This window comes from Bradyrhizobium sp., assembly GCF_022844465.1.
In the GTDB taxonomy this organism is placed as follows: Bacteria; Pseudomonadota; Alphaproteobacteria; order Rhizobiales; family Xanthobacteraceae; genus Bradyrhizobium.
Map to the genome: position 1 here is coordinate 714,151 of NZ_JALHLP010000001.1, position 14,553 is coordinate 728,703.

Genomic DNA, 14,553 nt, shown 5'->3' on the forward strand with positions numbered 1-14,553 from the left:
AATAGCGAGAACATGATCGGAACGGTCGTCGGCAACACGTCCACAGACAGCTACAAGTTTATCCTACGCAGCTTCCGAGCAAAGGTGGGAGATATCGTCGCGACTCTTTCTGCCATCCCGGATGACAACAAGAGCCATGGAAATGCGATCATCTGGGGCCGGATCGTCTCGATCGACAGGCACAACCCGTTCTTTCCGGCCGAAGCCGCCCAGGAGTTGGCCGAGCAGAACCTCCGCCTGATCGACACCGTCCTTTCAACCAGTCGCGACTACCTGAACGCCGAAGTCCTCATCCTGGGATCATCCGACGAGGATTCAACCAGTCAGATGGATCTCTCGCCGTTGACCTATCCCGTTCAACCCGCGGCCCGCGTCATAAATCCACCCGCGTCGGCCATAAAAAAATTGCTGGGTGCTTCGGAGGACAATGTTCCGAAACTTCACGTTGGCAGCCTGCTGGGACGATCGGATGTCGATGTCTCACTCGCAGCCAACAAGGTCGTTTCGCGGCATCTTGCAATTCTCGCGATGACCGGAGGTGGCAAAACTGTCGCCGCGCGCAGAATCATACTTGCGCTTATCGGCCACGGTTATCCCATCGTGATTTTCGATCCTCACGGCGACTATCTCGGCTTCTATGAGAACCGAGCGAAGTTGCCCCCGGGCACGGATGTAAAATTGTTCTATCCGATGATGAAGGTTTCCGAGGAGAATATCACGGTCGTTTCGGATCTTCTTGCCAAGATGGGAAGGAAGATGACCGATGCCCAGCATGACTTCTTCAACAAGATCGTGATGGAAACGAAGATCAGCGACGGCACCAAGGCGTCGGATTATATCCTCGAACTCATTCAGCGCGCCGAGAACACCGCGGCGAAGATCGCGAGAAAAGACAAGGAGGACGACGCCGAGGACTCGCCGAAGAAGTTCGGTGCCACGACGGTCAATGCGGTCAAGAGATCCTTGAGCTTTGTTCTTAATGCGTTGAAGCAGATGGAACAGAACAACAAGGTGTTGTGCGAACGCCTCAAGGATGATTATCAATTCCATGAAATGCCGGACCCCAAGCGGGATCCCGAGGATATCGTCAGGAAGAAGCAGGTCTCGATCTTCTATCTTGCCGGATACGATCACCTGACCCAGTCGACCATCGTATCGATGGTCCTCGACGCGCTGTTTTCACATCGGGCGGCGCTCACCAACCGCATTCCTCCGTTCCAGACTGTCATCGAGGAAGCCCACAACTTCATTCCAAGTCGGCAAGAGGGAACGGACGAGACTCCCTCCCTCATGACCGTGCGGAAGGTTATAACCGAGGGAAGGAAGTTCGGCACTGGATTAATGATCATCTCCCAGAGGCCGGCCCGGCTCGACGAGACGATCCTCACGCAATGCAACAGTTTCCTCGTTCTGAGGCTTGTGAATCCGAAGGACAAAAATTTTGTTCGCTCGGTAATGGAAAACCTGTCGGAGTCGGATGCGAATATCCTTCAGACGTTTGGCCCCGGCCAAGGGATCGTTTCCGGCCAGGCGGTCAGATTCCCGTTGCTGGTCAAGGTCCATCACGACAAGAATTTCGAAAGTTCCAAGATCGGCGATGAAGATTTTCTGAAGGCGGCGGCTTCATGGAATGAGAGCGGCACCCGCGCTCGCAACCGAGGAGCCTTTACAGCGGCCGCTGCGCCGACTCCTGCTGCGAAAGCCTCGCCCGACGCGAACAAGAAAGAGCAACAACCCGCGCCGTCGAAAGCTGCGCGGTCAGATCCGCCAAGCTTGAAGTTCAGCGCAGTCGCTAAGCGGAAGCGCTAGGCTGGGCTGACGACCTCACGGTCGATGGCACGTCGCGCGATGCGTCCTGCATGCTTCGCCTGCTTGGGTGATGGATTCTTACTCCAGCCTCCAATAGCCATCTTCTGCATGGTGGCTACGATGTTTCTTTCGAAATCGTCGAGCGACCTGGTCTCTGCACCCCAAACGGCGATCTTGGCCCAGGCGCGTTCGTTTAGCCTGCAGCATAGTTCGATATCATCAAGGCTTCCGGTATTCACCTCGATGTGATCGCTGCCGTTAGGGCTCACGGGGGCCGGACGCGCTTCCGGAAGGGCTGGTGGGTCTATAGAGAAAAGCGGGTCTTTGTCTTCCGAAAGAGCTTCCGGAGGCATATTCTTGATGATGAGCTTTACTGTGCCGACTTCCTCCCAGCAGGCGTCCTTCTTGCACCATTCAGTGACGTTCTGGCCGTTTGCTGATTCAACGATGCATTTCTGAAGGTCGAGCGACCATCCGAGCATCAAGTCGAAGAGTTCGTCCGAGATACCCTGTTCTGACCATATCCTGTCGAGACGGAAAGTCTCGAATTCAGAGGCGCAGCGCGCGGCGAGATAGGCTGTGATCTGCGCCCGATAGGCAGGAATGCCTGCCTTGCGGACTGCCCGCGCTGCCTCTTCGTAGAGGATTCCAATGGACACGGCATCCCGGTAGAACTTCGGGTCCGGTTCTTGACCCGCAGGCACGAACTCGTCGAGCTTGTTCATGAAGTAGTTGAAGTTCTTTTGCGCGCCCAGACAAGCCTTCTGCGGCTCCCCGGCCCATGCGACCAGATAGGCAGCTAGGTCAGTCTTTCCGAACTTCTGACTTTTTGGACACTCGTCGCGAAACTCTTTTTTCTTCTTCGGCGTGGTCCCGTAACGCATATACGCAGCTTCATAGGCACCGCGCGTCCGCTCGTAGAACCAGCGGCTTTGGCCGTCAGGGCACCAAACATTTTCGGAAAGCACTTCAAGCTGCCGGTGGAATTTGATGTTTGACTGAAGATCGGCGGCTTTGATCGGATTCTGTGTGTTGGCATATTCAGTGATGCGCGGGATGAATTCTTCCAGATCGTCGCTGTCCACACGCGTGAGCTTCACGGAAACATGTATCTGGGAGACATCCTCGCCGCCCTTTCGGGCGCGATGGATGGTACTCGTTGTCTGGGCGCCGTTGACGATCTGGAAGCCGACCAATTTTCGAATGACCGTCTGACCGTGCTCAAGTCCCGCTTCGATCGTGTCTGCAGTTGCACATATTCCGTTGTTGTAGGCAAGAAAACGAACCGGAGCCGTTTTTATCGTATCGAGAATCTTTTTGTTCACGCCGGTCTTTGGCTGCAGATAGGAACGGAGGTTCAGTTCGTACAGCTTGGATCCGTAGCGTTCAAAAACTTTGTATAGCGTCTCCCCATCCAGGGTCATAAGGTAGGTCTTGTAGTTGTAATCCTTGCCACTGACCTCGATGCACGGGATCCCGCGACCAAGCATTTTTTCGAAATCGATCTGGATGTCAGAGCGACGGATGGTGATATCGGAAATCCGATAAAGACGATCAATGTCGTATTGCTCGCTGCGAAATCTGCGAGTGCCGCTCTCAGCCTCCAGGTCATCGGCATTGATCCGAAGATTGGAAACCACGATGACACGAACTTCGCGCAATGCTCCAATTTCATCTCTGACGTGTTTAACGAGTTCGAGAACTTCGGGGCGATCATCAAGCTCGCGTCCTGCCTCAACCACGGCCACCAAGTTTGAGGCAAAGGTGACCAGGCTGTTGAACTCGGATGAGCCCAGCGTCGCGCCGTCGTTCCGGTACGCGCTTGTGACGAGGCGCAGAGTGCCGGTGTCATCGATGGGAGAATAGCCGCGCACAGTAACCCTGTTGCGTCCGACCTTCTCGTTAATTGAGCAGGGGATGAACTCCGGTATCCCACCGTCCTGGACAATATATGCGCCAGCGGCTTCCGCGAACGCTGCCTGAAGTTCATCGTCATTGGGAGATGTGGTCGCGAGACGATCAGATACCTCGACGTCCAGGCGCTTGCCGAACTCGGCCGCCTTTTCCTCCTCGATCGTCAAAATACGTTGTGGCTGAGACACCATGAGCCCTCAGATTCAACTTTTCACGCAAATACTGCGAATTGCAACTGTCAGATGCAGCAGCCTAATTTCGTCGCTGCGTCGACATCCAATGTCGCAGAATTATGCAAAAATACAACAACTTAGCCAGCCTGGAGAGGAATCTGCTATTGGTCTCCCCACAGAAGTGGAGCGGGAACTGCTGGCCGAAACGGGCTCGCCGGCTTCAAGGTTGCGTGAGAACGTCGACTTAATCAGCCGCCAACGCGTCGCAAAATCCCGATCGCCTTCAGCCAGTGTCCAGACCGCATGGAGATGATCAGGCAGTACGACGATCGCATCTGTCGTGAAGGGATGGCGCTCCCTTGTTTGACGAAACGCACCGCGCAATTCATCGATGTGCTCCGTCAGCAGTTGGCGATGCCTTTCCGCCAGATTGACGGTGAAGAAGAAACAGCCTCCTGCGACGAAGTTGCGACGATAACCGGTCATGGCGACCTACTGTTGCGGCGAGATGATGGGTTTCGCTGCGCTCTACCCATCCTACGATACCGCTACTTTGCCTCCGCGAACGCCGCCAAAATCCGCACCCACGAGCGGATGCCCTTGTGAAAACTCTTCAGGTCGTACTTCTCGTTCGGCGAATGGATGTTGTCGTCGTCAAGTCCGAAGCCGACCAGCACGGTATCGAGGCCGAGCGTGCGCTTGAAGTCGGCCACGATCGGGATCGAGGCGCCGGAGCCGATCAGAAGCGCCTCCCTGCCCCACTCGTCCGTCAGCGCGCGCCTGGCGGCCGCGAGCGGCTTCATGTTCCAGTCGAGCGCGATCGCGGGCGCGCCGGCATGATCGGTGAATTCGGCCTTGCAATCGGCGGGTAGCCGCGCCCTGACATAGTCGCGAAAAGCCTTGCGGATTCGTTCCGGGTCCTGTCCCTCCACCAGGCGGAACGAAACCTTGGCGGAAGCCTCCGCCGGAATAACCGTCTTGGAGCCTTCGCCGGTGTAGCCGCCGATGATGCCGTTGATGTCGCAGGTCGGCCGCGAGGAAACCTGCTCGATCAGCAGGCGATCGTTCTCGCCGGCGGGAAGCGAAAGGCCGATCGGATTGAGGAACGATTCCGGCGTGAGGTTCAGCTTCTTCCACTGCGCCAGGATGTCCGGCGGCAGGTCCTTCACACCGTCGTAGAATCCGGGAATGGTGATGTGGCCGTCGGCATCGTGCAGGCCGCCGAGAATGTTGGTGAGCACCCGGATCGGGTTGCGCGCGCCGCCGCCGAAGATGCCGGAATGCAGGTCGCGGTTGGCGGCCTTGATCCTGACCTCGTCATAGACCAGCCCGCGCAGCGAGGTCGTGATCGCCGGCGTGTCCGGGTCCCACATGCCGGTGTCGCACACCAGCGCGAAATCGGCCTTCAGGTCATTCTTGTTCTGCTCCAGAAACGGCACGAAGTTCTTCGATCCGATTTCTTCCTCGCCCTCGATCACCATGGTGACATCAACAGGCAGCGACCCCGTGACCTTGTTCCAGGCGCGGCAGGCTTCGACGAAGGTCATCAGCTGCCCCTTGTCGTCCTCGGCGCCGCGCGCCACGATGATCTTCCGGCCATCGGCATGGTCGGTGACGACAGGCTCGAACGGCGGGCGGCGCCACAGATTGAGCGGATCGACCGGCTGCACATCATAGTGGCCGTAAAACAGCACATGCGGGCGCCCGCGCGCGCCGCCATTGGCCTTGGCGACGATCGCCGGATGTCCCGCCGTCGGCCGCACCTCGGCGGCAAAGCCCAGCGTCGCGATGTCCTTCGCGAGATGCTCGGCGGCCGCCCTGCAATCGCCGACAAAAGCCGGATCGGCGGAGATCGACTTGATCCGCAGCAGCGCGAACAGCCGTTCGAGACTGTTGTCGAAATCGGCGTCGACCTGATCGAGGACCGGCTGAAGTCTGGCGTTGGACATGGCTGATGATCCCTGGCTATCGGGCTTTGTCGCTGATGTCCTGTTGTAGCTCGCCCGCAGCCCGAGGCAAGACGACGGCTGCGGCGGACCGGTGCCGCATATGCAGCACACTTTTCCGGATCATGCCTAGTTCGGACGAATCTCGACCACCATCACCGCCGGATGGCCGCGGAGCTGCGCGTGGCCGACGACGGCCAGCGCCGGATTTGCGGCCCTTAGCGCCGCCAATTCGGCCACGCTGACGACTGCCAGCGCAGGCGTCGCCAGCTTCGCCAGTTCCGCCAGTGGCGCTCTCCGGACTGGCGCCGGTACGTAGGCGAGCACGTTCATTTTGGAAGTCGCCTCGGAAGCGTAGACGACGCCAGGCACCAGGGTCCTCGCTCCGGCGATGACCTGCGCCTCGATCTTGGACTGGCGGAAGGTATCCGGCGAGGCCGGGATCACAACCCATCCGAGAATAACGAGCGCTGCCGACACCGCTACGACGACGGTGTTGGTCATCGCTATCAACCAGGGGCGGCTGAACCACCAGCGATCAAACAGAATCCCGCAGATCACGGCGAGCCCGAGATTGCCGGGCATCGCGTAGCGAGTCGCCACCCCGCCGGGCCAGAGCAGCAGAACAAGCGCGCCGAGCGTCGCGTACAGCATCGCCGCCAACATGAGATCGCGGTCTTCGGGCAGTTCTCTCCTGGCTATCGCGACAATGGCGGGAACAAGCAACAGCGAACCTGGCGCCCATTCCACGATCATGCTGAGCGCAAAGTCGAGGTGATCCCTCGCCCATTGTTGCAGCGTCATGCTGTCGGCGAGCCTGGAATGCGCGAGCCATCCCTGAACGTCGCCGGAGGCCATCACCATCCCGTACCAGCCGGCAGCCGACAATGCCGCGATCGCGTTCGCCAGAATGAATCCGGGAACGTCGCTCCAGCGGCGCTTGATCAGGATATAGGCGCCGACGCCGAGGCCAAAGAAGGCGAGCGGTTGCGGTCCCTTGGTCAGGCCCGAGAGCGCCAGCAGCACGCCGATGCAAGTCCAGCGCAGCAGCGTGACGCGGCCACCGCTCACGCCGCGCCACCAAAGAAAAAAGCCGCCGAACATCAGGACCGACAGCGTGACATCAGGCTCGGCGGTGACGAACTTCTGCGCCACCATCGGGCAGGCGAACCAGCACAGCGCGCCAAAGACGGCCGGCGCCTTGCGCGTATGCGGCAGGACGAGGTTGTACACCATCAAGCCGCCGGCCAGCAGCAGAAGCAGGTGCGGCAGGCGCGCCGACCAGATTCCGACGCCGCCCGTGACGCCGCCGAGCGCGGCGGCCATCCATGACAGCAACACGGGGCGCTCGACGAAACGCCCACCATAGAGATACGGAGCCAGCCAATGCCCGTCCTCGAGCGCCCCGCGGGCAAGGCCGATCACGGTTCCCTCTTCGTAGTGGGTGCCGCGGAGCGAAGCGGCGGGGAACGCCATCAGCGCCCACAGCAGGACCACCCACACCCACCCTGGAATATCGGCTCCCCGGAAACGATCGACCTGGCGCAGGAACCATGTCCAAACGAGTTCAGTGATGGCCGTCGAACTTGCAGCCTGCGGCACGACCCCCTCCCCCAGATTCGTCCAGGGGATTGGTCGCATCAAAGAACCGCAGCGACAAGCGCCCCTCGGCAGCCGCCGCCTGACGCTTGAGTTAGCGCCGCAGCAAACCGCCGAGCGCCCCGCGCACCAGCGCGCGCCCGACCGAGCTCCCGAGCGATCCACCGACCGACTTGCCGAGATCGGCAACCACGCCGCCGATCACCTTGTTGGTGACCGAGCGGGTGACATCGCGCGCGATGACCTGGCCGGTCGAAAGCCGGCCGCGCTTGACGTTGGTGCCGAAGATGGTGCCGACGATCGAACCGAGCTGCCCCAGGATTCCGCCTCCGCCACCGCCTTGACCATCCGCAGGCGCGGCCGTGCCGGCCACGCGCTTCTGCAACATCTCGTAGGCGGATTCCGCGTCGACCGCGGTGTCGTACTTGCCCTTTACCGGGCTCCTGCTCATGATCGCCTTGCGCTCTTCCGGCGTGATCGGCCCGATCCGCGCCGTCGGCGGCCGGATCATGACGCGCTCGACCATAGTCGGGGTGCCGCCGCCTTCGAGGAACGACACCAAGGCCTCGCCCTTGCCGAGCTCCATGATGACGCGGGAGGTGTCGAGCTTGGGGTTCGGCCGGAACGTCTGCGCCGCCGCCGCCACCGCCTTCTGATCGCGCGGCGTGAAAGCACGCAAGGCGTGCTGCACGCGGTTGCCGAGCTGGGCAAGCACCTTGTCCGGCACGTCGATCGGGTTCTGCGTGACGAAATAGACGCCGACGCCCTTGGACCGGATCAGGCGCACCACCTGCTCGACCTTTTCCATCAGCGGCTTCGGCGCGTCGTTGAACAACAGATGCGCCTCGTCGAAGAAGAACACCAGCTTCGGCTTCGGCAGATCGCCGGCTTCCGGCAATTCTTCAAACAGTTCCGAAAGCATCCACAACAGGAACGTGGCATAGAGCCTTGGACTCTGCATCAGCTTGTCGGCGACCAGGATATTGACCATTCCCCGGCCGTCGCTGTCGGTCTTCATGAAATCCTTCAAGGCCAGCGCCGGCTCGCCGAAAAACTTCGCCCCGCCCTGATTTTCCAGCACCAGGAGCTGGCGTTGAATGGTTCCGACCGTCGCCTTGCTGACATTGCCGAACCCCTGCGCGGCCTTGCGGATCGCGGCATGCGGGTCTTCCTCGGCATCTGCACCCTTCCTGCTGCCGTCGGGAACGATCGCATCCAGCAACGACCGCAAATCCTTCATGTCGATCAGCGTCAGGCCGTTCTCATCGGCGACACGGAAGGCGACGTTGAGAACGCCTTCCTGCACGTCGTTGAGATCGAGCATCCGGGACAGCAGCAACGGCCCCATTTCGGTGACGGTGGCGCGGACCGGGTGGCCCTGCTCGCCGAACACGTCCCAGAAAACGGTCGAGAACTGGTCCGGCTGGAAAGCGAGGCCCATCTCGCCGGCCCGCTTCAGGATGAAATCCTTGGCCTCGCCGACCTCGGATATCCCGGACAGGTCACCCTTGATGTCGGATGCGAACACCGGAACGCCCGCGCGCACGAACCCCTCGGCCATCACCTGCAACGATACGGTCTTGCCGGTTCCAGTGGCTCCGGTGACGAGGCCGTGCCGATTGGCCAGCGCCAGCGTCAACCAGGCGGACTGCTCGCCCTTGCCAACAAAAATCTTCTCGCCGGTATCAGCGGTCTTGGTATCGGAGGTCGCCATCACATCGCCTCTTCCCGTCCATGGGTGGTTGGTTGTCAAGTCCGACAATCGTCTGACGATCATCAGATCCGACAATCATATCGCATCCCGCGGGCGGAAAGAAACCGTTGGCCTGTCGCAAACCGCGACCCAAATCCTGTCGCATACTTGCCAAGCAACTCCGCTTTCACTCTTGCATCGCTGCAACACTCGCGACGCGATCTGGAGTCAAAGCGGGTTTGCGCGCGCTGATCGCTTGTATTTCAGATTTCATGCGCCCAAGATCATTTCGCAGACAGACAACCCGGTAAAAGCCGGCTGTGGGCGGGGCAATATGGACGAATTGATCGGGAGGCTGGGCACCAGGACCGGTATCGATGTCGTCGTCGCTGAAAAAACCATCGGCATCGTGCTGGGCTTCCTTCGTAACGAGGGGCCCGCCGACAAGGTTCAGGCCTTGATCGACCAAATCCCCGGCGCCGAAGCTGCGATTGCGGCATCCAACAGCGGCGGTGGACTGTCGAGGCTGATGGGCGGTGGCTTGATGGCGCTTGGCACCAGGCTGATGGCGCTTGGCCTTGGCATGAGCGAGATCAAGAGCGTGGCGCGTGAACTTTTCAAATTCGGTCGCGAGAAAATCGGAGCTGACACGATGGGCGAGATTATTTCGGGGACACCGGGCCTCAGCCAGTTCGCGTGAATCACAGGTTTCTCGAGCACGAACGGCGCAAGCACATTCATTTTCATCGAGTATCATGACCTATCCCCTTTGTGCGATCGACGGCCTCACTGCCTACTTTGCCTCGAAGCTGAAATCGCAGGGCATTCGCACTACGGACGCGCTGCTGGAGGCGGCCCGCACGGTCAAGGGACGCAAGGCGCTGGCGGCAAAGACCGGCATCAGCGAACAACAGCTGCTCGAATGGGCCAATTTTTCCGACCACATGCGCATTCCCGGGATGGGCAAGGCCAAGGTGGGCCTGGTCCGCGCGGCCGGCGTCACCACCGTGCGTGAACTCGCGCTGCGCAATCCGGCGCGGCTGGCCCAGAACATGAAGGACGTGAACATCAAGCGCAAACTGGTCCGGGTTCTGCCTTCGGAACGATCGGTCCAGCAACTGATCGCGCAGGCGCGCAAGCTGCCGCCCAAGATCAGCTACTAGGCCGCTTCCGGTAGCGCGCGCCCGCCCCACGGAGCCGGTTGCCGCGTCTTGACTCGCCAGCGCGGACCGCGCAAAGCGACCGCATGATTGCAACCAAGCCCATACCCGCCGATGCGGCCGGCATGGCCGGTCATCCCGTGCTGCCCGGGCTGCTGTCCCGGCCGTATCCGGCCGTGATGGGGGTGCTCAACGTCACGCCCGATTCATTCTCCGACGGCGGGCAGTTTGCCGCCCCCGAACAGGCGCTGGCGCAGGCCCGCCGGATGGTCGCCGAAGGCGCCGACATCATCGACATCGGCGCGGAATCCACCCGGCCCTACGGCGCAGAACCGATTTCAGCGGAGGAGGAACTGAGGCGCCTGCAGCCGGTGCTGGCAGAGGTGGTTTCGCTCGGCATTCCCGTGTCAATCGACAGCATGAAATCGGCCGTCGTCGCCTGGGCGCTCGATCAGGGCGCGGTCATCGCCAACGACGTCTGGGGCCTGCAGCGCGATCCCGGCATGGCCGGATTGGTCGCGGAGCGCCAGGTGCCCGTGATCCTCATGCACAACCGCGAGCGCGCCGATGCCGCTGTAGACATCATGCAGGATATCGCCGACTTCTTTGCGCGCTCGCTCGACATTGCCGCGAGGGCAGGAATCTCGCCTGACAAGATCGTGCTCGATCCCGGCATCGGATTCGGCAAGACACCCCAGCAGAGCATGACCGCGCTGGCGCGGCTCGGAGAGCTGGAGGCCTTTGGAATGCCGCTCCTGGTCGGCGCATCGCGCAAGCGTTTCATCAGCACCGTGACGCCGTCGGAGCCGGATCAGCGGCTTGGCGGCTCGATCGCAGCCCATCTGATCGCGGCGCAGCGCGGGGCACGGATCATCCGGGCCCATGACGTCGCCGAAACGGTTCAGGCCCTGCGCGTGGCATCGGCAATCCAGGAGCTGCAATGAGCGACCGCATCTTCATCACCGGCGTCGTCATCCATGCCCGCCACGGCGTCATGGAGCACGAGACCGAAGTCGGGCAGCGTTTTGTCATCGACCTCGAACTCACCGCCGACCTGTCGGAATCCTCGCGTACCGATCGCCTGGCCGACACCGTGTCGTATTCCAATGTGGTGGCGACCGCGACGGCAGCCTTCAAGAACACCAATTACAAGCTGCTGGAGCGCGCGGCCGGCGCCGTCGCCGACGCGATACTGGCGGCTTTCGCGCGCATCGATGCGGTCAAGGTCACCGTCCACAAGCCGCACGCGCCGATCGCCGCCATCTTCGAAGATGTCGGCGTGGTGCTGACGCGCACCCGGCAATCGCCCTGACATGGCCAATGTTCTGATCGCGCTCGGCGGCAATGTCGGCGACGTCCGCGCGACGTTCAACAAGGCCATCGCCAACATCTGCGGCATGACGCAGGCCGCCCTGCTGGCGCGGTCGTCGGATTACGTCACCCCGCCCTGGGGCGATGAAAACCAGGCGCCCTTCACCAACGCCTGCATCGAGATCGAAACCAGCCTCGACCCGCATGCGCTGCTGTTCACGCTGCACAAGATCGAGAAAAAGTTCGGCCGCGACCGCGCGAACGAGCAGCGCTGGGGGCCGCGCACCCTCGATCTTGACCTCATCGCCTATGACGATGTCAGGATCGACCAGCCGGACCTGACGCTGCCGCATCCGCGAGCTTTCGAACGCGCCTTCGTGCTGGCGCCGCTGGCCGAGATCGTGCCCGATCGTATCATTGCCGGACGCCGCGTCGCCGACGCGCTGGCCCGGCTTTCGACCGAGGGTATCCGGCGATTGCCCGACCTCGGCTGACCCTGAAACGACCGAAACTACCGTTTGGCTTGTCGGCCGCCCCGTGGCAATTTCCGGCCAGATGCCAAGAGACCACCAGGGAACGACCCGCCGTATGACCACCAAAACCGACGAGCTGATGTTGGCCGGGGATTTTCCACCGGCCAGCTACGAGGACTGGCGCAAGCTGGTCGACGGGGTCTTGAAAGGCGCGCCGTTCGAGAAACTGGTCAGCAAGACCGCCGATGGGTTGAAGATCGATCCGATCTACCGCCGCGCGCGGGGCGCGATGCCGGTCGCCGGCCGCGCCGCCGCCGCGCCCTGGCAGATCATGCAGCGGATCGATCATCCCGATGCGAAGGCGGCCAACGCGCAGGCGCTGCACGATCTGGAAAACGGCGCCACCGGGCTGGAAATTGAATTTGCCGGCGGACCGGGCGCGCGGGGGTTTGGCCTTGCTCACGCAACGAAGGAAACGCTGGCGCGGGTGCTCGATGGCGTATTCTTCGACGCGGGCATCACGATTGCGCTCCATCCGGTGCTTGGCCGCGAGAACGCCGGCGCCAACCTCGCCGATCTCGTGGAATCCCGCGGCTTCGATCCCGCCAAGACCGAGATCCGGTTTAATTATCAGCCGTTGAGCACGATGGCGACGCGCGGCGCAGCGGCGGCGCCCTGGCCGGAAATGGAGAGGCCGCTCGCAAAAATAATCGGCGAGCTCATGGGCCGCGGTTTCAAGGGTCCGTTTGCACTGGCGGACGGCCGTCCCGTCCATGACGCCGGCGGATCGGAAGCGCAGGAACTCGCCTTCGCGCTTGCGGTCGCGATCGCCTATTTGCGTGCCCTGGAGGCGGGCGGCATGGCGCTTGACGTCGCGCGTGCAGCGGTGTCGTTCCGGCTCGTCGCCGATGCCGATCAATTCCTGACTCTCGCGAAATTTCGCGCGTTGCGATTGCTGTGGGCGCGGATCGAACAGAGCTGTGGCCTGGCGCCCAAGCCCGTCTTTGTTGCGGCGGAGACCGCATGGCGGACACTGACGCAGCGCGATCCTTACGTGAACATGCTGCGCGCGACGATGGCGACCTTCTCCGCCGGCCTCGGCGGCGCCAACGCCATCACCGTATTGCCGCACACGCTGGCGCTCGGATTGCCTGATCCGTTCGCCCGGCGCGCCGCGCGCAACACCCAGCTGGTGCTGCTGGAGGAATCCAACCTCGCCAAGGTGGGCGATCCCGCCGCCGGCTCCGGCGCGATCGAAGCGCTGACGAGGCAACTCTGCGAAGCCGCATGGTCGCTGTTCCAGGAGATCGAGAAGACCGGCGGCATCTTTGACGCGCTCGAACAGAACCTGATCCAGCGCAAGGTGGCCGCGACCCGCGCCGCACGCGAGGCTGACATCGCCAGACGCCGCGAGGTGCTGACCGGCGCCAGCGAGTTCCCGAACCTGCACGAGGCCGACGTTGCCGTGCTCGGTGCAAGACCGGTTGTGCTGCCGCCCGATGGCGAGACGAAACTGAGGTTTGACCCACTGCCGCCGATCCGGCTGGCGGCGCCATTCGAGGCGCTGCGCGACAAGTCGGACGAGAAGCTCAAGGCATCGGGCGCGCGGCCGAAAATCTTGCTCGCCAATCTCGGCGCCCCGGCCGACTTCACCGCCCGCGCCGCTTTTGCCAAGAGCGTGTTCGAGACCGGCGGCATCGAGGCGATCGATACGCAAGGATTTTCCGACCCGGCGGCGCTAGCGGCTGCGTTCAAGGCTTCCGGCGCGGCGATGGCGTGTCTTTGTTCGTCCGACAAGGCCTATGCAGAACACGCGGCGGCGGCCGCCAAGGCCCTTCAAGCCGCCGGCGCCAGGCATATCTATCTGGCGGGGCGGCCCGGCGAGCGTGAAGCCGCGCTGCGGTCCGCCGGCGTCGGTGAATTCATCTTTGCCGGCGGCGACGCGCTGGCGATGCTGCGGGACGCCTGGCGGCGGATGGAGTGAGCATGGCCGACGAGAACAAGACGGTCCTGACCGGTGGCTGCCAATGCGGCGCCATCCGCTTTTCGATGGCGAAGGCGCCGACCAGGATCACCATCTGCCACTGCCGGATGTGCCAGAAGGCCTCAGGCGCGCCGTTTGCCGCTCTCGCCGACATCGAGCATGAGCATTTCACCTGGACCCGCGGCAAGCCGGCGACGTTCCAGTCCTCCTCCATCGCCGAGCGCGATTTCTGCGCCGCCTGCGGCACCCCATTGAGCTTTCGCCGCATCGGCGGCCCCAGGATCGAGATCATGACCGGCACGTTCGACCGCCCCGACCTGATAGTGCCGACGCGGCAATATGGAACCGAATCCCGGCTCGGCTGGGTGGTCGGCATTGCCAACCTGCCGAGCCAGACGACGATGCAGAATTACGGGCCGGAGAAGATGGCGACCATCGTCAGCCACCAGCATCCGGATCATGACTAGGTGCGCTCCCATGCGCCGAATATG

The 14,553-nt window shown here is 62.1% G+C and carries 13 protein-coding genes; 8 read left to right on the plus strand and 5 right to left on the minus strand.

All coding sequences use genetic code 11. The features are described from left to right. The first annotated feature begins 12 nt into the window (after positions 1–12). Positions 13–1,809 carry an ATP-binding protein gene (locus Q0D31_RS03550; RefSeq protein WP_291845110.1) on the plus strand — a complete coding sequence of 599 codons (1,797 nt, stop codon included), beginning with the start codon at positions 13–15 and terminating at the stop codon, positions 1,807–1,809. On the opposite strand, the gene Q0D31_RS03555 is transcribed toward Q0D31_RS03550, so the two are convergent. The 5 genes from Q0D31_RS03555 to Q0D31_RS03575 form a co-directional block, all read right to left on the minus strand. After that, a complete protein-coding gene (locus tag Q0D31_RS03555) occupies positions 1,806–3,914 on the minus strand; it encodes an AIPR family protein (protein WP_291845120.1) in 2,109 nt (702 codons plus the stop codon). The two genes, Q0D31_RS03550 and Q0D31_RS03555, sit on opposite strands and share 4 nt — an antisense overlap. Positions 3,915–4,013: 99 nt before the next feature. Beyond that, a complete protein-coding gene (locus Q0D31_RS03560) occupies positions 4,014–4,382 on the minus strand; it encodes a hypothetical protein (RefSeq protein ID WP_366518490.1) in 369 nt (122 codons plus the stop codon). A gap of 62 nt (positions 4,383–4,444) precedes the next feature. Further along, positions 4,445–5,845 (minus strand): M20/M25/M40 family metallo-hydrolase, encoded by a 1,401-nt coding sequence (locus Q0D31_RS03565; protein ID WP_291845128.1) that lies wholly within the window; start codon positions 5,843–5,845, stop codon positions 4,445–4,447. 126 nt (positions 5,846–5,971) lie between these two features. Beyond that, complete coding sequence (locus tag Q0D31_RS03570) at positions 5,972–7,444, minus strand: glycosyltransferase family 39 protein (RefSeq protein ID WP_291845137.1); 1,473 nt, start codon at positions 7,442–7,444, stop codon at positions 5,972–5,974. A gap of 91 nt (positions 7,445–7,535) precedes the next feature. Then, on the minus strand, positions 7,536–9,155 hold the full coding sequence (locus Q0D31_RS03575; RefSeq protein WP_291845151.1) for a helicase HerA-like domain-containing protein: 1,620 nt from the start codon (positions 9,153–9,155) through the stop codon (positions 7,536–7,538). A gap of 313 nt (positions 9,156–9,468) precedes the next feature. On the opposite strand from Q0D31_RS03575, the gene Q0D31_RS03580 reads away from it, so the two are divergent. The 7 genes from Q0D31_RS03580 to Q0D31_RS03610 all read left to right on the plus strand — a co-directional run bounded on the left by Q0D31_RS03580 (position 9,469) and on the right by Q0D31_RS03610 (position 14,529). Then, positions 9,469–9,834 (plus strand): DUF2267 domain-containing protein, encoded by a 366-nt coding sequence (locus Q0D31_RS03580; RefSeq protein ID WP_291846736.1) that lies wholly within the window; start codon positions 9,469–9,471, stop codon positions 9,832–9,834. Positions 9,835–9,889: 55 nt separating this feature from the next. Continuing rightward, entirely contained in the window at positions 9,890–10,297 is a 408-nt protein-coding gene (locus tag Q0D31_RS03585) for a DUF4332 domain-containing protein (RefSeq protein ID WP_291845164.1), read from the plus strand. An 83-nt stretch (positions 10,298–10,380) separates the two neighbouring features. Next, entirely contained in the window at positions 10,381–11,238 is an 858-nt protein-coding gene (folP, locus tag Q0D31_RS03590; protein ID WP_291845174.1) for a dihydropteroate synthase, read from the plus strand. Then, on the plus strand, positions 11,235–11,606 hold the full coding sequence (folB, locus tag Q0D31_RS03595) for a dihydroneopterin aldolase (protein WP_291845183.1): 372 nt from the start codon (positions 11,235–11,237) through the stop codon (positions 11,604–11,606). The genes folP and folB overlap by 4 nt, the downstream gene beginning before the upstream one ends. Before the next feature lies 1 nt (position 11,607). Next, positions 11,608–12,099, plus strand: a complete 492-nt coding sequence (gene folK / locus Q0D31_RS03600) for a 2-amino-4-hydroxy-6-hydroxymethyldihydropteridine diphosphokinase (RefSeq protein ID WP_291845190.1) — start codon at positions 11,608–11,610, stop codon at positions 12,097–12,099. 94 nt (positions 12,100–12,193) lie between these two features. Next, positions 12,194–14,062, plus strand: a complete 1,869-nt coding sequence (locus Q0D31_RS03605; RefSeq protein ID WP_291845198.1) for a methylmalonyl-CoA mutase subunit beta — start codon at positions 12,194–12,196, stop codon at positions 14,060–14,062. Positions 14,063–14,064: 2 nt separating this feature from the next. Beyond that, entirely contained in the window at positions 14,065–14,529 is a 465-nt protein-coding gene (locus tag Q0D31_RS03610; RefSeq protein ID WP_291845206.1) for a GFA family protein, read from the plus strand. Positions 14,530–14,553: the final 24 nt, after the last annotated feature.

Excerpts from the sequence above, each read along its gene's own strand:
- Q0D31_RS03550 (WP_291845110.1), top strand. The coding sequence starts at position 13 with ATGATCGGAACGGTCGTCGGCAACACGTCCACAGACAGCTACAAGTTT.
- Q0D31_RS03565 (WP_291845128.1), bottom strand. The coding sequence starts at position 5,845 with ATGTCCAACGCCAGACTTCAGCCGGTCCTCGATCAGGTCGACGCCGAT.
- folP (WP_291845174.1), top strand. The coding sequence starts at position 10,381 with ATGATTGCAACCAAGCCCATACCCGCCGATGCGGCCGGCATGGCCGGT.
- Q0D31_RS03605 (WP_291845198.1), top strand. The coding sequence starts at position 12,194 with ATGACCACCAAAACCGACGAGCTGATGTTGGCCGGGGATTTTCCACCG.
- Q0D31_RS03560 (WP_366518490.1), bottom strand. The coding sequence starts at position 4,382 with ATGACCGGTTATCGTCGCAACTTCGTCGCAGGAGGCTGTTTCTTCTTC.
- Q0D31_RS03580 (WP_291846736.1), top strand. The coding sequence starts at position 9,469 with ATGGACGAATTGATCGGGAGGCTGGGCACCAGGACCGGTATCGATGTC.
- Q0D31_RS03575 (WP_291845151.1), bottom strand. The coding sequence starts at position 9,155 with ATGGCGACCTCCGATACCAAGACCGCTGATACCGGCGAGAAGATTTTT.
- folK (WP_291845190.1), top strand. The coding sequence starts at position 11,608 with ATGGCCAATGTTCTGATCGCGCTCGGCGGCAATGTCGGCGACGTCCGC.
- folB (WP_291845183.1), top strand. The coding sequence starts at position 11,235 with ATGAGCGACCGCATCTTCATCACCGGCGTCGTCATCCATGCCCGCCAC.
- Q0D31_RS03555 (WP_291845120.1), bottom strand. The coding sequence starts at position 3,914 with ATGGTGTCTCAGCCACAACGTATTTTGACGATCGAGGAGGAAAAGGCG.
- Q0D31_RS03585 (WP_291845164.1), top strand. The coding sequence starts at position 9,890 with ATGACCTATCCCCTTTGTGCGATCGACGGCCTCACTGCCTACTTTGCC.
- Q0D31_RS03610 (WP_291845206.1), top strand. The coding sequence starts at position 14,065 with ATGGCCGACGAGAACAAGACGGTCCTGACCGGTGGCTGCCAATGCGGC.